16 protein-coding genes are annotated in these 21,340 nt (G+C 45.3%); 6 read left to right on the top strand and 10 right to left on the bottom strand.

Features of this window, described 5'->3' with window-relative positions:
* Nucleotides 1-90: 90 nt before the first annotated feature.
* Nucleotides 91-2,976, bottom strand: a complete 2,886-nt coding sequence (locus P2W84_RS04000; protein WP_276088815.1) for a TonB-dependent receptor — start codon at nt 2,974-2,976, stop codon at nt 91-93.
* Between the two features lie 195 nt (nt 2,977-3,171).
* On the opposite strand from P2W84_RS04000, the gene P2W84_RS04005 reads away from it, so the two are divergent.
* The 3 genes from P2W84_RS04005 to P2W84_RS04015 are packed head-to-tail and all read left to right on the top strand — an operon-like array spanning nt 3,172 to nt 6,940.
* Nucleotides 3,172-5,607, top strand: coding sequence for a penicillin acylase family protein (locus P2W84_RS04005; protein ID WP_276088816.1), 2,436 nt, complete (start codon nt 3,172-3,174; stop codon nt 5,605-5,607).
* 2 nt (nt 5,608-5,609) lie between these two features.
* Complete coding sequence (locus P2W84_RS04010) at nt 5,610-5,969, top strand: hypothetical protein (RefSeq protein ID WP_276088817.1); 360 nt, start codon at nt 5,610-5,612, stop codon at nt 5,967-5,969.
* 44 nt (nt 5,970-6,013) lie between these two features.
* Entirely contained in the window at nt 6,014-6,940 is a 927-nt protein-coding gene (locus P2W84_RS04015) for an acyl transferase (RefSeq protein WP_276089033.1), read from the top strand.
* A gap of 31 nt (nt 6,941-6,971) precedes the next feature.
* Here the strand turns inward: P2W84_RS04015 and tyrS are convergent, their stop codons facing one another.
* Nucleotides 6,972-8,255, bottom strand: coding sequence for a tyrosine--tRNA ligase (gene tyrS / locus P2W84_RS04020; protein ID WP_276089034.1), 1,284 nt, complete (start codon nt 8,253-8,255; stop codon nt 6,972-6,974).
* A gap of 51 nt (nt 8,256-8,306) precedes the next feature.
* Here tyrS and P2W84_RS04025 point away from each other — a divergent pair, with 51 nt between their 5' ends.
* From P2W84_RS04025 to dapA, 3 genes are read left to right on the top strand one after another with little or no spacing between them, the layout of a single operon-like run.
* Nucleotides 8,307-8,993, top strand: a complete 687-nt coding sequence (locus P2W84_RS04025; RefSeq protein WP_276088818.1) for a hypothetical protein — start codon at nt 8,307-8,309, stop codon at nt 8,991-8,993.
* A 31-nt stretch (nt 8,994-9,024) separates the two neighbouring features.
* Nucleotides 9,025-11,037: an NAD-dependent DNA ligase LigA gene (gene ligA, locus P2W84_RS04030; RefSeq protein WP_276088819.1), complete on the top strand. Its 2,013-nt coding sequence runs from the start codon at nt 9,025-9,027 to the stop codon at nt 11,035-11,037.
* Between the two features lie 10 nt (nt 11,038-11,047).
* The gene (gene dapA / locus P2W84_RS04035; protein WP_276088820.1) at nt 11,048-11,932 is read left to right on the top strand and encodes a 4-hydroxy-tetrahydrodipicolinate synthase; all 885 of its coding nucleotides are present in this window, start codon (nt 11,048-11,050) and stop codon (nt 11,930-11,932) included.
* 84 nt (nt 11,933-12,016) lie between these two features.
* On the opposite strand, the gene P2W84_RS04040 is transcribed toward dapA, so the two are convergent.
* The 8 genes from P2W84_RS04040 to P2W84_RS04075 form a co-directional block, all read right to left on the bottom strand.
* Nucleotides 12,017-12,193, bottom strand: coding sequence for a histone H1 (locus P2W84_RS04040; protein WP_276088821.1), 177 nt, complete (start codon nt 12,191-12,193; stop codon nt 12,017-12,019).
* Between the two features lie 124 nt (nt 12,194-12,317).
* On the bottom strand, nt 12,318-13,559 hold the full coding sequence (locus P2W84_RS04045) for an aminotransferase class I/II-fold pyridoxal phosphate-dependent enzyme (RefSeq protein ID WP_276088822.1): 1,242 nt from the start codon (nt 13,557-13,559) through the stop codon (nt 12,318-12,320).
* A 104-nt stretch (nt 13,560-13,663) separates the two neighbouring features.
* Nucleotides 13,664-15,295, bottom strand: a complete 1,632-nt coding sequence (gene ftsZ / locus P2W84_RS04050; RefSeq protein ID WP_276088823.1) for a cell division protein FtsZ — start codon at nt 15,293-15,295, stop codon at nt 13,664-13,666.
* Nucleotides 15,296-15,424: 129 nt separating this feature from the next.
* A complete protein-coding gene (gene ftsA / locus P2W84_RS04055; RefSeq protein WP_276088824.1) occupies nt 15,425-16,783 on the bottom strand; it encodes a cell division protein FtsA in 1,359 nt (452 codons plus the stop codon).
* A gap of 2 nt (nt 16,784-16,785) precedes the next feature.
* A complete protein-coding gene (locus tag P2W84_RS04060) occupies nt 16,786-17,688 on the bottom strand; it encodes a cell division protein FtsQ (protein ID WP_276088825.1) in 903 nt (300 codons plus the stop codon).
* On the bottom strand, nt 17,681-19,033 hold the full coding sequence (gene murC, locus P2W84_RS04065) for a UDP-N-acetylmuramate--L-alanine ligase (protein WP_276088826.1): 1,353 nt from the start codon (nt 19,031-19,033) through the stop codon (nt 17,681-17,683). The genes P2W84_RS04060 and murC overlap by 8 nt, the downstream gene beginning before the upstream one ends.
* On the bottom strand, nt 19,034-20,149 hold the full coding sequence (gene murG / locus P2W84_RS04070; RefSeq protein ID WP_276088827.1) for an undecaprenyldiphospho-muramoylpentapeptide beta-N-acetylglucosaminyltransferase: 1,116 nt from the start codon (nt 20,147-20,149) through the stop codon (nt 19,034-19,036).
* Nucleotides 20,150-20,162: 13 nt separating this feature from the next.
* A complete protein-coding gene (locus P2W84_RS04075) occupies nt 20,163-21,332 on the bottom strand; it encodes an FtsW/RodA/SpoVE family cell cycle protein (RefSeq protein WP_276088828.1) in 1,170 nt (389 codons plus the stop codon).
* Between the last annotated feature and the right edge of the window lie 8 nt (nt 21,333-21,340).

A 21,340-nucleotide genomic window follows, 5' to 3' on the forward strand; every position in this document is an offset into this window, starting at 1 on the left:
GAGGAAAGCAAAAAGCCTCTGGCAAAGATTTGCCGGAGGCCCTTGAGTTTAATTTAATGATAAGAGTATCTAAAAGGATGTTGTCGGGTATCAGGGGTTGTAGGTAAGACCTACATAATACAGAGCCCCGATAGAAGGGTTACCGTATGAGGTGAAATAGTATTTGTTCAGGATATTTGAACCACCAACTTTCAACATGGTCTTCACAGAAGGCACCTTTAAGTTGATCTGGGCATCAAGCGTACCAAACGCCGGTACTGTACCCGAAGCGAAGGACGAAGTCCAGTAGAAGGAATCCTGCCATCTGTAGTTGACATTAAAACCCAGGTTCTTCATGATCTCCCTATTGCCCAGCCCGAGGTTGTAACGCACATTCGGCGTATTGAAATCATTGATATAACCGGCCGGCAGGTCCCCTATCTTGTTATAGGATACATTACCACTCAGGTTGTAGTTACCCACTAGGTAATCCAGACCAAGTGCCGCTCCATAGGTGTTTACTTCTCCCTCTGCATTGACAGGAACGCCGAACTTGGCAAAATCAGCGCCGTTCTGCTGATAAACTTCCACTGCAGTGATGAAATCCTTATAGGTGTTGTAGTAAGCGTAAGCATCTATAAGAAAACGGGTGCCCAGAAGCCCTTTATAGCCCACTTCGTAAGCTTTTACACTCTCAGGACGTACACCGCGCGGATCGAACACATACTGTTTCAGCAGCGTCGGGTCGGGGGTGCCGGAAGCTACAGAACTCAGGAAAGCCCGGTAGCTGACATCGGTATATGGCCTGTTGGCCTGCAGATTGTATTTATCGAGGAAGAACGGCAAACCACCAATTAGTCTTTGTCTGCCGCCTGCCACAGAAAGATCTATGTATTGGTTCTGGGTTGTCGGGTTACGATAGCCTGTCTGATAAGAAACACGGATGTTGTTATTAGGTGCGACGGTAAATACGCCGGATACCCTAGGCGTAAACCTACCTTCGAAATTGGTGCTCTTATCGTATCTTCCAGATACCGAAAGTTTTAGCCTATCATTGAAAACTTTTTTACCGATCTGCGCAAAGGCTCCGTATTCATTTATATCAATACCTTTATTGAGGTCATCAAAGATAGTACCGCCCGAACGTAGCTGATAAATACGATAAGAACCACCTACCTGCACTTCAAGCACGTTATTGAGTGCATTGGTAAGGTTATACATGCCTTCATAATGGTAAAGATTGGATTTATCATCGAATTTCGCTCCCTTGCCTGAGGAGATGGTATTGTTAACGATATTGTATTTTGCAGCTTCGAACTGTTGGGTTCCTGGCTGCAGACGTCCCTGGTCAGCTACCCCTCTTGCCGCATTGTGCGCAGCCGTCTCATCTGCGCCCTGTGCGCTGGCAGCAGCATAAGCCATCGCATATTGCGCAAACCAACCCGAAGCAGGATTGGTAGCGGGGCCTGCACTCGGGCGATAGGCCTCATTCAAAAATGCACCAAGGATAGAAGAGATGTAAGAATCTCCGGAACGCTCCTGGGTGGTGTATCCTCTTAAAAAGAAGTCCTGGCCTTTAAGTTCAAGTTTGTACTGTCCGATGCTGAAATTCCTCAAAGAATAACGGTCTGTTCCGGTATATACGGAAGTACCGGTACCCCAGTTAACCTGTGCAATACCTTCTATAGTTGGGGTAAACCGGTAGTGAAGTGATCCGGACGTCTTTATGGAACGGGTGTTGTAATCGACGAGATCTGCCTCATTATAACCGGTCCGGGAAACGTCCTGACTTGGGATAGCGCCTTTATTCAGGCTATACAGCACTCCGAGATAAGGCAGCGCTGGACGCAGTCCAGCATAGGCCGGATTGCCATTGATTGTGGCCACAATCTGCGGATAAGTAGCGCCGCTACCAATAAAATTGTTAAAAGCCCCTGCTCCTGCGGGAGACGCCGCAGCAAATCCCTGCTGCAGGCTTCGGGCCACACTGAGCAGATTGGTATTGGTTTCATCTCCATAGACGTTAATGCCGTCATAATTAGGATCTGTTGTTCTGTTGCCTGCCTTTACCATCCTTGAGGCCCGATCGAAGTTATTGTAATTGTCGGCCTGCCAGTCCCTGGCCTGCAGAAAGGAAAAAGCTGCTTTGAAGGCAAATTTATTATTCCAGGCCTTCGCAAGACGCATATCGAGCTGTTTGTATTCCTGGTTACCCATATTGTCATCACTGATATGGTTGATACCTGTCTTTAGCTGGAAGCTGGCACCCTGATAATCGAATGGACTTTTAGAGGTCATCAGCATTGTACCGCTGATACCACCTGCTCCGTAAAGCGCCGAAGAAGCGCCCGGCAGGAGTTCTACGTTATCGAGATCAAGGTCGTTGATCCCTATAATATTGCCCACTGAGAAGTTGAGGCCCGGGGCCTGATTGTCCATTCCGTCTACAAACTGGTTAAAACGAGTGTTGCCGTTTGAATTGAAGCCTCTGGTATTAATGGACCGGAAAGTAAGACTTTGAGCACTGGTCTCAACTCCTTTCAGATTGCTCAGCGCATCGTAGAAAGATGGTGCAGATATTTCTTTGATAGCAGCAGCTCCCATTCGTTCCACAGATACGGGAGATTCTAGGATACGTTCCGGTGTCCTGGAAGCAGAAACAACTACTTCCTGCCCCAGCACTACTCCTGGCTCCAGTTCGAAATCAAGGTTGTTCATGCCTCCGCTGACTTCCTTTTCAATGGTACTGTAGCCTACATAAGTAACGGTTACGGTAAAAGGTACTTTTACACTGGTACTTAATACATATTTACCGTTCTGATTTGTAGCTGTAGCGGAATTAGTACCTTTTACTGTAATACCTACACCAGGCATGGGTTCATGGGTAGATTTATCGGTAATGGTTCCGCTGATTGTAATGTTCTGGGCCTTTACGGAAAAGTGTAACAAACAGACCATAAAGAGCATCAGCAATGAGTTTGTAAAGGTTTTGCTCATACGAAAAAATTTATATCAGGTTAACGCCTATCTAAATCTAATACAAATTTTTATTTATCCAAACTGAATTTAGTTAATAATTCAAGGGTTAATTAACTCGTATTTTTACGTTTGTTTTAATCATGCCGGATTTATATTAAATTGCACTTGAAATAAGCATTTAAGGTGTCGTCTTGTGCAAAGAAACAAAATCCGATGAGTAAAATTAAAGCCCTGATCTGTATTATTGTCCCTGTCTTTCTCGCCTATCTGCTGAACACGAAATTTGGTGATGTACCTCCTTTGTTAAAATTCCTGGATCCATTCAGGGGCTTTTGGCAAAACGCAGAAAACCTTCATGCAAATCGTGCAAGAAAAGTTATTTTAAAAGGAGTAAAACAACCTGTTGAGGTCGTCTTTGACGACCGTATGATCCCTCACATCTTTGCCCGGAATGACTATGATGTATATTTCGCCCAGGGGTATGTCACAGCGATGCACCGGCTGCTGCAGATGGATTTTCAGACCCGGTATGCGGCCGGAAGGCTAAGCGAGGTGGTAGGACGCAAAGCAATAGAACTGGACAAGTACCAGCGCAGGATGGGCATGGTATATGGTGCAAAAAAGTCACTGGAAGGCATGATGGCTGATCCGAAGTCCAGGGAAATGATCCTCGCTTATACTGCCGGCATTAATACATATATTCATGCTTTGCCGAAAGAAAAACTACCACTGGAATATAAATTACTGGACTTTACACCTGAAGAATGGACACCCGTAAAGTGTGCCTTACTCCTGAAACAGATGTCTGCCATACTGGCGATGGGTTCTGATGAATTCTATATGACCAATATCCGGCAGCACTACGGCTCGGACATCGTAAATGACCTGTTTCCAGACTACCCATTCCGGGAAGACCCGATTATCCCGGTTGGTACGAAATGGAATTTTGAGCCTCTTAAGGTCCCGCATCCTCCTGCTTCGGCCGAAGAGATCGTTACCGGCGATTTACGGACAAAAGAAAAGGAAGAAGGGATTGGCAGCAACAACTGGGCATTGAGCGGCAGCAAGACGGCTTCAGGCTACCCCATACTGGCTAACGATCCTCATCTGGATCTTTCACTGCCATCAATCTGGTACCAGGTACAACTGCACGCGCCAGGGCTGAATGCTTATGGAGTTTCTTTACCCGGTGCACCAGGCATCATTATCGGCTTTAACCAGCGGATTGCATGGGGGGTGACGAACGTAGCTGCAGATGTCCTGGACTTTTACCAGGTGAAATTTAGGGATGGCACACACTCGGCCTATTGGTATAACAATAGCTGGAAGCCAACAATCCGGGTAATCGATTCGATCAGGATCAGGGATGGTGCGACAGTTTACGACACGGTATTTTATACACACCATGGACCTGTGGTGTATCTTCAGAAGCCGGAAAAGTTCTCCAAGGCTGACAATATCCCTGCGGGGAACGCGCTGCGCTGGATTGCACATGAACGCTCGAACGAACTAAAGACTTTCTATCTGCTCAACAGGGCAAGAAATTACAATGACTACCGGCAGGCACTGACTTATTTTACTGCTCCTGCACAGAATTTCATCTTTGCCTCGGCAGACAACGATATTGCGATCACCGCGAACGGGAAGTTTCCGCTTAAATGGAAAGACCAGGGCAAATTTATTATGGACGGGTCTGACCCTAGGAATGACTGGCAGGGCTGGATACCTGCGGCGCAGAACCCTACAGTAAAGAACCCTCCAAGGGGCTTCGTGAGTTCAGCCAACCAAAGCGCTACTGATACAACGTATCCATATTATATTAACTGGGAATTTAGTCCTTATGAGCGGGCTAAACGGATCAATGATCGTCTGAACGTAATGGAGCATGCAACTGCAGACAGCATCAGGTTGATGCAAACAGACAATTATAGTATTCATGCACAGAACATATTGCCAATGTTACTGAAACTGGTCGAAAGTGAAAAATTAAATGCTACGCAAAAAGAAGGCCTTGCGCTGGTGGGACGCTGGAACAAATGTTATGAAGCGGGGGCAGTAGCTGCAAGCATCTTTGACTTCTGGACAAAAAGGCTTCAGTATAACATTTGGGATGACGATTTCAACATTAAGGGCATCCCAATGAAATACCCTTCAAGAGACAGAACGGTGCAACTGATCCTGAACGAGCCTCACTCTAAATGGATTGACAATATACATACACCAGTACAGGAGACGCTGGCCGATCTGGTGAACGAGTCTTTCAGGTTTGCCTGTGATAGCCTGGAACGCAAATACGGGCCAATTGGTAATGACTGGGCATGGGCGAATGTGAAACATACCAATGTGCCTCATATGGCAAAGATACCCGGATTTGGCTCTAAAGTGTTGCTGACCGGTGGAGGTAAGATGACCATTAACGCACTTAGCGAGACCAATGGCCCTTCCTGGAGAATGGTGGTAGAACTGGGCAAAAACCCGAAAGGGCACGGTGTATTTCCGGGAGGACAATCGGGGAACCCGGGAAGCAAGTTTTATAATAATATGATTGATACCTGGGCCAAAGGAGAATTATACGATCTGTATTTTATGCAGGCACCGGATGACCCGTCAGCTAAAGTCATTTCCAGGTTGAAGATTTCAAAAAAATAAATATGGTATTTTTTGTAGTTCTTATAGCAGCTTATGTATTACAAATGGCCGGCCCATGGTGGATGGTGATCGTCATTTCCTTTGCAGCCTGTGGTTTGATCGGGAAGACCGGGAAAATCTCCTTCTGGTCACCCTTCTTTGCAATTTTCCTGCTTTGGACAGGTATGGTGCTTTTCAAGAGCCTGCCCAATGGCAACCTGCTTGCAGGACGTGTGGCGGAAATGCTGGGTGTAAGGGTATGGTGGGTAGTATTGCTGCTGACCTCAATACTTGGCGGGCTTACCTCGGCCATTAGTGGCTATTGTGGCTATCATTTCAGAAAAGCGGTGCTTTCGGGGAAAATGGAAGGGGGAAGACATTGAGCGATACGGTTTTTGGCATTTCCGGTGCAGAGGATTTTGAGCAAATGGCAATGAAAGTATTCCGGCACCAGGCAGCTCATTGCGCTGTATACGGGAAATACATAGGTCATCTTGGTATTATGGCGGAAAAAGTGGAACGGCTGGAACAGATTCCTTATCTGCCGATCTCGTTTTTTAAGACGCATGAAGTATTGAGCAACACAAAAAAGACCCAAATCATATTCAGCAGCTCCGGGACGACAGGCATGGTACAGAGCCGCCATCTGGTAACCGATTTAGGCATTTACGAAAAGAGTTTCGAACTGGCTTTTGAACGCTTTTACGGGTATGCAGAAGAGACATGTATACTGGCGCTGCTTCCTTCATACCTTGAGCGGGACGGGTCTTCTCTGATCTATATGGTAGATGCCTTAATCAGTAAAAGCAAACATCCGGACAGCGGTTATTTTCTGTACAACCATGATGAACTACATGAGGTTCTCCTGAGGTTGAGGCACTCGGGCCAGAAAACCCTGCTGATTGGAGTAACCTATGCACTACTCGACTTTACAGAAAACTTTGCTATCGATTTTCCTGAACTCATCGTGATGGAGACCGGAGGTATGAAGGGAAAGCGAAGAGAAATGGTGCGTGAGGAACTGCATGATATACTAAAAGCAGGATTTGGTGTTCCTGCGATCCATAGTGAATATGGCATGACGGAATTGCTGTCACAGGCCTATTCCAAAGGCGAAGGTTTGTTTGAATGTCCCCCCTGGATGCGTATTGTACTGAGGGACACAAATGATCCGCTGACTCTTTTGCCCTCACATCAGACCGGGGGAATCAATGTGATTGACCTTGCCAATATTAACTCCTGTGCATTTATCGCCACACAGGACCTGGGACGGACAATGCCAGACGGCTCTTTCGAGGTCCTGGGTAGATTTGACAACGCCGATATCCGGGGATGCAACCTGCTCGTAGGTTGATCGCCTTTAAAACAGGCATGATTAGTATAGCTTATTCTGAAATCAACAAAAAGTAATTTTTTTTACCCTTCTGTACGACCATGAATTTATCATTGAGCAAATCTGCTGCAGTGATCTGTTTAGCAAAATCAGCCAGTTTTTCCCGGTTGATGGAGACTCCGCCCCCCTGAACCAGCTTTTTAGCCTCCCCTTTTGAATTAAATATAGCTGTCTTTTCGGCCAGCAGGCTAACAGCGTCGATTCCTTGCTCCAGCTCCAAACGGGAAATACGGAACTGCGGAATGCCTTCAAACACATCTATAACGGCTGCTGGGTCAAGTGTCCGAATAAAATCCAGGGAACCATTACCAAAAAGGAACTCAGATGTTTTAACAGCTGTCTCCAGAGCTGCTTCTGAATGGGTACGGATCGTGATGTCTGCGGCAAGCGCTTTCTGCAAGGCCCTCTGGTTCGGGGCAGCGTCGTGCTCCTGTTCAAGGGCTTCGATCTCTTCTCTAGATTTAAGAGTAAATATACGGATCCATTTCTTTACATCTTCATCTGATGAATTGAGCCAGAACTGATAGAACTTATAAGGCGAGGTTTTTTCCGGGTCAAGCCATACAGCCCCGCTTTCTGTTTTGCCGAATTTGGCACCATCAGCTTTCTTTATGAGCTGAGTAGTTAGCGCAAAGGCAGTACCAGCATCTTTCCTGCGAATGAGTTCCGTACCGGTGACAATATTGCCCCATTGATCAGACCCACCCATCTGGATCAGGCAATTGCGATGTTTCCACAAATAATAAAAATCATACCCCTGAATGAGCTGATAACAGAATTCGGTAAAAGAAAGTCCTGCATCTCCTTCAAGGCGGCGCTTTACGCTGTCTTTTGCCATCATGTAATTAACGGTGATGTGCTTGCCCACATCGCGTATAAAGTCGAAGAGTCCCATGTCTTTGAACCATTCTGCGTTGTTCACCATCACTGCACCATTGCCTTCGTCTTCAAACTTGAGGAACTTTGAGAGTTGCTTTTTCAATTGGATAAGGTTGTGCTGGACTATGGCTTCTGTTTGCAGGTTGCGCTCGGCCGACTTACCGGAAGGATCGCCAACCATGCCTGTAGCACCGCCAACAAGCGCAAATGGCTTATGGCCTGCCCGCTGAAAGTGGATAAGTGTCATGATCTGTGTCAGGTGGCCTACGTGCAGGGAATCTGCTGTCGGATCGAAGCCGATATAACCCGAAGTCATGCCTTCATTAAGTTTTTCCTCGGTTCCGGGCATCATGTCATGCAACATTCCTCTCCAGCGTAGTTCTTCGACAAAATTGATCATACTCATGGTTTTTTGGCGCAAATATAGGAAAAGGTGGTATTTTAGACTATGAATTTTTTATCGCATTTTTATTTTGACAGGCAGAATGATAACACGGAAACGGTGCTGGGGATCGTCCTGCCTGACCTGATCAAAAATGCCTGGAAAGATGTGAACCTTTACCCGCTAAAGGAAAGACATCTGTTTATAGGAGATGTAAAACTGCTCTCAATCCTGGAGGGTTGGGAAAGACATCTGGGCGTAGATGCGGTATTCCATTCTTCCAGTTTTTTTCGCGAACAGACGGCAGGGCTGAAACAACTACTTCTTCCTTTCCTGGGCGACAGTCCGGTGAAACCCTTTTTCCTGGCCCACATCGGGCTGGAATTACTGCTGGATCACTTACTTATCGAGGACAAGCTAGTTAGTACAGGAAGGTTTTATGAACTGCTCACTACCGCTGATCGGGAAACGGCGGCTACTTTCCTCAGGAAATGCGGAGTAACGGATACAGCCGGGTTCTTCGCTTTCTTGAACGGCTTCATTTCGAGCCGGTATCTGCTCAGTTACCAGAAACTGGAAAATATTACTTATGCCCTGAACCGGATTTGTATGCGGCTTTGGATGACTCCTTTCAATGCAGACCAACTGGAGAAGTTGACTACAGCACTAGGTACTTTTAAAGAACAGATCAAGCCAGTTTACCGGAATATTTTTACGGAGATTTCTACTTATCTGGAGAAAGGCACGGCATAACGTTTACATTCAATTATCGTATCTTCGTTTCATGTCAAACACGGATGTAAAAGAGCAAATGGATGCGCTGGTCAGGGAACTTAACCAGCATACCTACAATTATTATGTGCTTGCAATGCCAACGATTGGAGATTATGAGTTTGACCAGAAACTGGCGGAACTTGGCCGGCTCGAAAAGGAATATCCTGAATTCATGGACCCCGATTCCCCTACTCAGAAGGTAGGCGGGGACATTACCAAGACCTTTCAGACTGTCCAGCATCGCTGGCCAATGCTTTCCCTGGGAAATACATACAGTGAACAGGACCTGAGAGATTTTGATGAGCGTATCAAAAAGGCAATAGGTGTTGGTTTTGAATATGTCTGTGAGCTGAAGTTTGACGGATTGTCGATCAGCCTGACGTACGAAAACGGCAAATTGCTCAGGGCCGTGACCAGGGGAGACGGCACCAAAGGAGATGACGTAACCACAAATGTAAAGACGATTAATAATATTCCCCATCGCCTGAAAAGTACAGAGATACCGGAGAATTTCGAGATCCGTGGTGAGATTTTTATGCATAGAGCGGCCTTTGACCGCCTGAACAGGGAACGGGAGGAGCTCGGTGAAATACCTTATGCTAATCCACGGAACTTTGCTGCAGGAACGGTGAAGATGCAGGACTCGAAGGAAGTGGCAAAACGTCCGTTAGACTGTTTTCTTTACGGATTGAATACGGAACGAAGCCCGTTTAAAACGCATTGGGAAAGCCTGCAGCAGTTGAAGACCTGGGGGTTCAATATATGCAACCATAACCGGCTGGCATCAGGTATTGACGATGTGCTCGATTTTATCCATCACTGGGAAAATGAACGGTTTAAGCTTAGTTATGATATTGACGGCATTGTCATTAAGGTGAATAACTACAGCCAGCAACAGGAGCTTGGTTTTACAGCTAAGTTCCCCAGATGGGCCATTTCTTATAAATACAAGGCCCAGGAAGTGGAAACAATACTTGAAAGGGTAACTTACCAGGTAGGGCGTACGGGAGCAGTTACTCCTGTAGCGAACCTGAAACCGGTATTATTGGCTGGAACTACTGTAAAGAGGGCTACGCTACACAATGCCAATGAGATCGAGCGCCTGGATCTGCACATTGGTGACAGTGTATTTGTAGAAAAAGGCGGGGAAATCATCCCGAAGATCATTAATGTAAATCTTGACAAACGCAATGCCGGGGCTGCAAAAGTTGTTTATCCGGACCATTGCCCGGAATGTGGCACCGCACTGACCAGGAAGGAAGGTGAAGCCGTCCATTATTGTCCTAACGATGAAGGTTGCCCACCTCAGATCGTAGGTAAAATCCAGCATTTTATCAGTCGCAGGGCAATGAACATTGATGGACTGGGCAACGAGACGATAGAGACTTTTTATCAGAAAGGCTTAATCAGGCATATTCCCGATCTGTATACCCTACATGAAAAGGCCAGTGAACTAATCTCACTGGACCGCTTCGGCGAGCGCTCCATCGACAACATGCTGCAAGGCATTGAACGCTCTAAACAGATGCCATTTGAAAAGGTCCTGTTTGGTCTGGGGATCAGATATGTAGGCGAGACAGTAGCCAAAAAGCTTGCTTATGGAATTAAAAATATAGATAGGCTCATCAAAGCTGATTTCGAAACCCTAAATAGTATCGAAGAGATTGGGCAGCGTATTGCCGAAAGTATCATCGAATATTTTCGAAAACCGGAACACCTCACACAGGTGGCAAAACTGAAAGCTTACGGGCTTCAGTTTGACGTATCTGAAAATGAAATAGCTTTACAAAGTGACCGGTTAACTGGAAAAACATTTGTAATTTCGGGCGTCTTCGAAGATCATAGCAGGGAAGAACTTAAAGATATCATTGAAAGCAATGGCGGAAAGATATTGAGCGGCATTTCCGCAAAACTCGACTATCTGCTGGCCGGTGATAATATGGGGCCCTCCAAGCTGGAAAAAGCCAATAAACTGAACATACCGCTGATTTCCGCTGATGATTTATTTAAGATGCTGAAATAAACAATTGATGATGAAAAAATTTCATGGAACGGGCGTAGCGCTGGTTACGCCATTTAATGCAGACGGATCGGTAGATTATGATGGATTGAGAAAGCTAATTAACTATCTTATTGATGGGAAAGTGGAATACCTGGTATCTCTGGGCACTACAGGTGAGGCCTCGACGCTGAATAAAGACGAAAAAAAGAAAATATGGGAATTTACCGCAGAAGTAAATAGTGGAAGACTTCCCCTGGTAGCAGGTATAGGCGGAAACGACACTGCTGCTATCGCAGAAGATGTAAAGAATTTTAAGGTGGCAGGTTATGAGGCGATCTTATCGGCAAGCCCATACTATAACAAACCAGCTCAGGAGGGTATTTACCAGCATTATAAAGCAATCAGTGAACAATCGGAGTTGCCATTACTGTTATATAATGTACCTGGCCGCACGGCTAGCAACATTTCAGCAGAAACAACCTGCCGTCTAGCCGAAGACTTTAAAAATATTATCGGGATTAAAGAGGCATCTGGGAATTTTGACCAGTTTAACCAGATCATGCGGGACAAACCCGGTGACTTTCTACTCATTTCCGGTGATGATCCGGTTGCATTACCAATGATATCTCTGGGAGCCGTAGGCGTGATTTCAGTAATTGGCAATGCCCTGCCGACACAATTATCAGCAATGATAAGGTTGTGTCTTGAAGGCCGGTTTGCAGAAGCAGTTCCCCTGCATCTGGAACTGGTCGGGTTCACGAGACTGATGTTCAATGAAGGTAATCCTGCAGGCGTGAAAGCGGCGCTCGAGTATTTAGGTATATGTGGCGACAGCCTGAGGTTACCACTGGTGAAAGTATCTCCCGGACTTAAACGTGAGATCATAACTGCCACAAATAAAATCACAGCGGACTAGTATTTACAATACTAGGACTTAGATTGACCATAAAAAAGGGCGAATGTTCTGACATTCGCCCTTTTTTTATTTGAAATAAAGACATTAACCTTTATTTTTTGTCTCCTGGATTTCCAGACGGATTTCCTGGGCAAGGTTTTTAAGATCCTGCATACCCTTACGTACACGTGTTCCTGCAGCACTGTTGCCCTTGTTGTAGAATTTGTCTGCATCAGCTTCCAGTGATGCAACAAGTGCTTTTACATCATTAAACTTTTTCATCGTTAGTTTGCTCCTTTAGGTTTAAGGTTTTGATTAGTAATCTCTTTACCCTAATGTAAAAACGATTATCTAAATAATAAAGCAGTTGTTTTCCACATATTATAGCTTATAAACAAGGAATTAGCTAATCTATGGCAAACTGGTTTTCCTTATAATGGCCTGCTTTCAGTTTATCTGAAACCTCACTGAAAGCATCCAATGTACGCTGTACGTCATCCAGAGTATGCGCAGCAGTTGGAATTAGCCTCAATTCAATCAATCCTTTAGGGATAACCGGGTACACTACAATTGAACAAAAGATACCGTAGTTTTCACGAAGGTCCATGGTCAGTGCGGTAGCTTCTAAAAGCTCGCCTTTTAAAAAGACAGGTGTGACCATCGTATTGGTTACGCCCAGGTCAAAGCCACGTTCCCTCAAACCCTTTTGTAGAGTAGTTGCTATCGTCCATAGCTTTTCCCTTAATTCGGGGCTACCTTTCAGCAGTTCGAGCCTTTTCAGCAATCCGATTACCATAGGCATAGGCAGTGCTTTGGCAAAGGTCTGCGAACGCATGTTATAACGCAGATAATTGGTGATTTCCTCAGTAGATGCGACAAACGCACCTATACCCGCCATAGATTTCGCAAACGTACCAAAATAAACATCAACTCCATCAATGCAGTCCTGATGTTCATGCGTACCCGCACCGGTGGGGCCCATTGTGCCAAACCCGTGCGCATCATCAATCAGCAGCCTGAAATTAAATTCCTTCTTTAGCTCAACCAGTTCTTTAAGCTTACCCTGCGCCCCAGACATTCCAAACACACCTTCGGTAATCACCAGGATACCACCTCCTGTCTGTTCAACCAGCCTGGCAGCACGCTCCAGTTGCTTCCTTGCACTCTCAATGTCGTTATGTTTGTAAACAAAGCGCTTACCCATATGCAGGCGCAGACCATCGATGATGCAGGCGTGCGATTCTCCGTCATATACAATGACATCGTTACGGTCTACTAGACTATCGATAATCGATACCATGCCCTGATAACCATAGTTCAGTAAAAAAGCATCCGGTTTCCCTACAAAAGCAGCAAGTTCCTGCTCAAGCTGTTCGTGGAACTTAGAATTTCCAGACATCATTCTGGCGCCCATTGGGTAAGCCATTCCGAAATTTGCTGCACCTTCCTCATCCGCTTTACGAACTTCTGGATGATTCGCAAGTCCAAGATAATTGTTAAGACTCCATACCAGGTGTTCCTTCCCCCGGAAGTTCATATGAGGAGCAATTTCCCCTTCTAGTTTAGGAAAAGAAAAATATCCGTGTGACCATTTTTGGTGTTGCCCGATCGGGCCCATATGCTTTGCTATCTTTTCAAAAATATCCAATGTTATATTTATTTAAGTTCGTCCGCAAATTTAAGTTTTATAGTGTTGATTATAAAACAAAAGCCCTAGTGTAATACTAAGGCTTTTGTTGACGTTGATCATACTTAATCTACATTATCGTGCAGAAATGAATTATTTGGCCTGATCTCTGTTGAACCATCCTCATCACTGCTCAAGGTAAACCTGGAAACCTGCGATTCAGACGAATGTTGTACCTGTTGCAATTGCATCTGCTTGCGCTTGTAGGCAGGTTCATTTTCAAGTTCCTGCAAACCATTGCTGGTACGCAGCTTCATACTCAGATCTTTAAGGCGCAGGATACGTTCCTTCGATTTACGAAGCTGGTCCTCTATTGAATCGTCAGTTTTATCATCATCCGCTCCAACGGCTATGACTTCTTCCTCCTGTGAAGACTCCACATCGTTGTTATAAACAGTTGCCGGTGTTTCAAATACAAAATCTGTCTCAGCAAGTTTTACTTCAAATTCAAAACCTGGCTCCGGAGACTCACCTGCCGATGTTTCCTCTTCTACAAGCGTATGCCGGATCACGGTATTCTCCGGTTCCGCAGCGGGCCGTTGCTTTGTTGTATTAAACAAATCCCCGAACAGGTCGGACTGCTTGGTCTCGCCTTTGGCTCTTACCACAGGCTCCTGAACAATAGCTGCCTTAGGTTGTATAAAAGAGTTCACGACCTCAACAGGCTTAACCAGTGGGGCCTCTTCAGGAGTGAGTAGGGAAATCTTCTTAACATTCTTTCGGTCTTCCTCACGCTGTTCGCGGGTCTGGAAACCGGTAGCAATAATAGTTACGGAAAGCTGATCACCAAGGTTTTCATCAATACAATTACCCCAGATCAGATCTGCAGAGAGACCGGCCTTATCCTGTATATAGTCAGTGATCACAGTAACTTCGTCCATAGTCACTTCTCTCAGTCCAGAACTTATGTTCAGCAGGATATACCGCGCACCTTCAATTTCATTATCCTTAAGCAATGGAGACGCCAGTGCACCCTCAACTGCCCCCAGGGCCCTATTATCACCATCGCATGCGTAACTCCCCATAATGCAGACCCCACTTTCCTTCATAACAGTCCTGACATCCTTAAAATCTACGTTGATATATCCCGGAACCGTAATAATCTCTGCAATTCCTTTGGCAGCAGTGGTCAGGATATCATCTGCCTGTGCAAAAGCTGATCCAAGTGTAAGGTTACCGAAAATCTCCCTAAGCCTGTCATTGGAAATAACCAGGTAAGAATCAACGTACTTCTTCAACTCTTCCAGGCCATCATTTGCCTGCATCTTCCGCCGCTTGCCTTCAAAAGCAAATGGTGTAGTAATGATAGCTACAGTAAGTATATCCAGTTCTTTAGCTGCCTTGGCAATGATCGGGCTTGCACCGGTACCAGTACCGCCACCCATGCCTGCAGTGATAAAAAGCATTTTGGTATTACTACCAAGCATTTGCTTGATATCTTCGATATTCTCAATAGCAGAGTTTTTTCCAACTTCGGGTATAGAACCTGCACCCATACCTTCCGTAAGGCTGGCGCCAAGCTGAACTTTATTGGGGATAGGGCTCGATTCCAGTGCCTGCGCATCCGTATTACAAATAATAAAGTCTACGCCGGTAATCCCCTGACGGTACATATGGTTTACAGCATTGCCACCACCGCCGCCAACACCAATCACCTTGATGATTGACGACTTTTCTTTTAACATTTCGAACTGCATATCTTTATGAATCAGTTATTTAAAAAACCTTTTTTCCTGTTCATCTCTCCATGTAATATTAAGATTTTTTTAACAGGGGTTTTCCACATATGTTAACAATGTGGAAAAATCACTAATTGTTGAAAATTACTAAGGCCTGATGTAATCTTCATCGCTTACATTCATGTCATCCCTTATAAAATCCTTAGTTTTAGCCAGGAGCTTATCAAATAGCCCTCCGCCCGTGCGCTTGGTTTTTTCCTTTTCTCTTGACTTATCTACGAATACACCAGGCTGTTTCATTTCCTCCAGCATCTCCTCGGTCTTTTGGATACCTTTAATCAACAAACCAACACTTGTCGCATACATCGGACTCTTCAGGTCATCATAAACTGTTTTTGGCATCTCGTCATATTTTGACAAATGTTCGTTTGGATAACCGACACGGCAATCCAGACCTGTAACATATTCAACCAGTTGCGAAAGGTGCTTCAGCAAAGCACCACCACCTGTAATGACCACACCTCCGATCAGCTTCTTCTCATAGCCTGATGACTTAATCTCGTAATAAACGTGTTCAATAATCTCCTCCATTCGCGCCTGTATTACATAGGCCAGGTTCTTTACCGAAATCTCTTTAGGTTCTCTGCCTCTCAGACCAGGCACACAAATGATCTCATTTTCTTTGTTCTCTTCGGCCAGGGCTGAACCGAAACGTGTTTTTAGCAATTCTGCCTGATTTCTCATGACAGAGCAGCCCTCACGTATATCCTCAGTAACGCTGTTGCCGCCGAAAGGGATAACTGCTGTATGACGGATAATACCTTCGTGAAAAATGGCGATATCGGTAGTACCACCGCCAATATCCACCAAAGCAACACCAGCCTCCTTTTCTTCCTCGCTCAACACCGATTCAGAAGAAGCAAGCGGTTCCAGAATAAGCTCCTGTGTCTGCAGGCCGGCATTGGTAACACACCGCATGATATTTTTGACCGCAGTAACCTGGCCCGAAATAATGTGAAAGTTAGCTTCAAGCCTTACTCCCGCCATACCGATCGGGTCTTTGATCCCTGGTTCATTATCAATAGTAAATTCCTGGGGCAGAACGTGGATAATCTCTTCTCCTGGCGGCATTACCAGTTTGAACATATCATCAACAAGTTTGTCGATATCCTTTTTGCTGATCTCATTGTTCAGCTCTCTTCTGGTCAGAATACCCCTGTGTTGAAGACTCTTGATGTGCTGTCCCGCAATTCCTACGTTTACGACGCGGATTTCTACATTAGACTGAGCACTCGCCAGTTCTACAGCCTGGGCAATACCCTGAACCGTTTTCTGAATATTAGATACCACACCCCTTGTCACGCCGGCGGACTCCGCCTTACCGATACCTAATACCTCAATCTTTCCGTGCTGGGTCCTGCGGCCCACGATCACACAAATTTTAGTTGTACCAATGTCCAATCCGACTACAATTGGAGACTGAGTGGTTAATTTCTCTTTGCCCATAATTATATTGATTTGTTGAGTTTGTTGTTATTTGTTTTTCCAGGTATATTCTTATTAATGTCCACGATAGTATCCGGCGGCAAAAAGGTCTCCGTCAGAGACTTTCCCGGTTTCACAACAGCAGAATCAACTTTTGTCTTTTCACACACTATCTGGTTTGTGTATTTTATATTTATTGTCTTATACGTTTCCCAGCCCATCTTAGGCATCGCCTGCTTGTAAAATGCCAACAGATTACGCATTTTTACTTCCAGTGAATCTGCAGATCCAAGGATAATTCTCTGGTTGCCCACCCTCGGTATCAGCTCGATATCATTTTTATCATTCACATACATCTGCTCAATCTGTGCCTCCCATAAAGTATCCTTTCTTAAAAAGGCTGCTGTCTTGAAAAGATCCTTCGCGACCCCGGTAATCAATGTATCAACTTTTCCACTGAAATATTCCTGGATTTTTCCATTTGCAACGATTACGTTAGCTGTAAAGTTTGACGATACCGGCATTTTGAGTCCATCGGCATCGACATAAAAATCCTGGTCCCTTAAATTGATGACCCTCAGTATTGGCTTACGTTGTTTTACCTCTACATGAACAATACCATCCATATCCGCAAAAACTTTAGCAAAAGCGATATAGGGATTGCTCCTGATATTCTGTTCGATCTTCTCCAGATTTATTTCCGATAGTTTCCGCCCAGTCAATACGCCCTGGCTTTGCAGTAAAATGGCATCAACCTCGTCTCTCTCAATAAAATTTTCAGCTCCTGGCATAAGCACGCTCACCCCTTTACAAACAAGGTCCTGCTTCTTATAAGCGATGAAACTCATCAGAACCACGATGCCTCCCATGCAAAGCATCCATACCGAAAAACGGAATATCATTCGCCAGTTCATACGCTTAATCATTGGTCAGCACGTGTTTAATCGGTTCTATCAATCGGTCAATATCTCCCGCACCCACAGTCAGCAATAACTCTGGCCGGCGGTCCTTTACTATTTCCAGCACCTCATTCATACCACACAGCCGTTTTTCTTTAAGTTGTACTTTTTCCAGCAGGAATTTCGAATCAATGCCAGAAATAGGAAGTTCCCTTGCAGGATAAATCTCCAGCAGCAACAATTCATCTGGACGGCTAAGTACCTCGGCAAACCCATCGGCAAAATCTCGCGTACGACTAAACAGATGAGGCTGAAAAATAACCGTTAGTCTTTTATCAGGATACAGTAGCCTTGCTGCATCAAAGCAAGCTGCAAGTTCGGTGGGATGATGCGCATAATCGTCAATATACACCTGGCCGTGAGTTTTTACAATATACTCAAAACGCCTTTTTACTCCCCTGAAATTCGAAACCGCAGCCTTAATAAGCGCTTCGCTGATACCGAGTTTAAGTGCAACGGATATTGCTGCTACTGCATTTTCAACATTGTGCTTTCCTGGTAGCATCAGCCTGATGTCTTTAATTTCAGTTTGAGGATTAAAATAGTCAAACAGAAAACTGGCATCTTCAACCCTTATATGTTTTGCGCCTGTCGGTGATTGTTCCGAAGCGCTGTAATTAATTCCCGGAATGTCCAGGCCATTTTTAACAAATAGACTTCCGCCGGGCTTCAGCTGCTTCGCAAACAGGCTGAATGATTCGTGCAGGCTATCTACATTACCATAAATATCCAGGTGGTCTGCATCCATTGAGGTGATCACTTCCAAATCAGGACTAAGTGTAAGAAACGACCGGTCATACTCATCCGCTTCAACGACCACCACATTATTATTTCCAATCAGGAAGTTACTTTCATAGTTGGTAGCTATTCCTCCTAAAAAAGCGGTACAGCCAAAACCGGAATCAGTCAGGATATGAGCTACCATACAGGAAGTTGTCGTCTTACCATGAGTACCGGCTACTGCGATACAGTATTGTCCCTTACTAATGATTCCCAACACTTCAGAGCGCTTGTACAATCTCCAGCCCTTCTCTTCAAACGTTCTAAGTATGTTCGAGTCCCTTGGAATTGCAGGTGTATAAACCACAAGGGTTTCCTGCTCATTCAGCAGAAATTCAACAGGGATTTCCTTTCCGGCATCCGTATACGTGACTACCGCGCCTTCACCTTCAAGAGCAATGGTTAATGGCGTCCGTGTCTTATCATATCCCGCGACCATACAACCGCGCCCAAGGAAATACCTGGCAAGTGCACTCATTCCTATCCCCCCAATACCAACAAAATAAACGCTGTTAATGTGCTGAAGTTCCATCTAATACCCTCCCTTGTTTAAAGCCAGTTTCAATACTTGTTCAGCAATCATGCTGTCTGCGTGGGATATCCCCAGCTTCCCGATATTTTCAGAAAGGCTATCCATCCTGGTTTTGTCATTTAACAATGCCAGTGCCTGAGGTACCAGCGTGTCTTCAGCTAGGGCATCAGTAATTATCAAAGCCGCATCATGTTTCACCAGCGCCATCGCATTCTTCGTCTGATGATCTTCCGCAACATTTGGTGAGGGCACCAGGATAACCGGTTTACTGACCAGGCAGAGTTCAGCAATTGTTCCGGCCCCCGCCCTGGAGATGATCACATCTGCAGCTGCATACGCCAGGTCCATCCTGTTCAAGAATTCCAATACCTTTACACCGTCTGGGACCTTTGCGCCCAATCGCCCGATAATCGCCTTGTAATAGAATTTCCCTGTCTGCCATATCAATTGCACATTTGCAGACACCAAAGCAGCAATGTGCTTTTCGATGCTCTTATTCAATGTCCCTGCACCAAGACTTCCACCGGTAACCAGTATCGTTTTCCTGCCGGGCTCTAGCTGCATTACCGAAAGGGCCTCTTCCTTTTTGCCTGCAATTTCCACAGCATCTGTTCTCACGGGATTACCTGTCTTCAGCACTTTCTCTGCAGGGAAAAACTGCTCCATGCCATCAAAAGCGACACAGATCTTTGCAGCTTTCCGGCCAAGCCACTTATTAGTGATACCTGCATAAGAATTCTGTTCCTGAATCAGGTAAGGAACACCCTTTAACGACGCTGCCAGCAGAATTGGGCCTGAAGCGTATCCTCCAACTCCCACAACAACATCAGGTTTAAACGTACTGATCAATTGCAGCGCCTTACTTATACTACCTATGAGTTTGAAAGGCAGTCCAAGGTTGCCCATAACCGATCCCCTTTGCAGGCCACTGATGTTCAATCCTATGATCTCATAACCCGCAGCAGGTATCTTTTCCATCTCCATCCTGCCATTGGCCCCCACAAACAATATTTCGCATGCAGGCTCAATGCGCCTCAATGCATTAGCAATGGATATTGCCGGAAAGATATGTCCCCCCGTCCCGCCGCCTGAAATGATTATCCGTGTTGCCTTCATCTGTCCTTGTTAATTATGCCATCGCCGGTATTTCACCTATAATGACCTTTTTATTGTTTTCATTTTCTTCTATATCCTTGCTTACACTCAAAATGATACCGAAAGCAATACTGGTAAACAGAAGTGAGGTTCCCCCCATACTTACCAGTGGCAGTGGCACACCTGTTACCGGGCCCAGACCAACAGCCACTGCCATATTCGCAAATGCCTGAATGGTAAGACTAAAACCAAGCCCGGCTGCAAGCAATGCGCCAAAGGCCTTGGGAGCCCGCGTTACAATCTTAATACATCTGTACAGCAAAACCAGGTAAAGCACCATCACAATTACACCTCCTGCAGTGCCATACTCCTCGATAATCATGGCAAAAACAAAATCCGAATAAGGATGTGGCAGAAAATTCTTTTCAATACTGTTTCCCGGTCCCTTACCAAAAAAACCTCCGGAAGCCAGGGCGATCTTGGAATGGTCCGATTGAAAAGTCTTATCAGAATTCTGTCTCTCCGGATGAAGAAAGGTATTGATCCTGGAGATATAGACTTCTTTTCTGGGACCGAGAAAAGCCACAAAAAGTAACAACACAAATCCTCCGGCACAAACCAGCATGATCTGTTTAATACTTATCCTTCCGATAATCAGCAGTAAGATACTCACTCCAAATAACATCAGCGCGGTTGACATATTAGCCCAGGCAATGAGGACGAATACTGCACAAACAGAACCCATTATAGGAATAAAGGCCTCCCTTACATCTTTTATATTTTCCTGCTTCCTGGTCAGCATCCGGGCCAGGAATGTAATCAAAGACAGCTTAGCCAGGTCGGAAGTCTGGAAGGTCAGACCGATTACAGGAATTTTGACCCAGCGCGATGCATCATTAACATTAGCTCCGAAAATGAGTGTATAAATCAGCAAAGGGATCGTAATAATCATCAATACCTTGGATATACCCGCGTAATACCGGTAGTCAAGCAAATGTGAAACATAGATCATCGCAATACCGATCAGTACAAAGACTACATGTTTGGTCAGCAGCAACTTCTCGACACCGACACCGCGTTTAAAAGCAAGTGTACTTGTCGAACTATAGACCACCATGATCGAGATCAGTGACAGCAGAATAATGATCAGCCATATCCAGCGGTCACCTTTTGTTTTATCGAGAAGTTTACCAATTGCTATCATGACCCGTA

Source organism: Pedobacter sp. JY14-1, assembly GCF_029269825.1.
Lineage (GTDB): Bacteria > Bacteroidota > Bacteroidia > Sphingobacteriales > Sphingobacteriaceae > Pedobacter.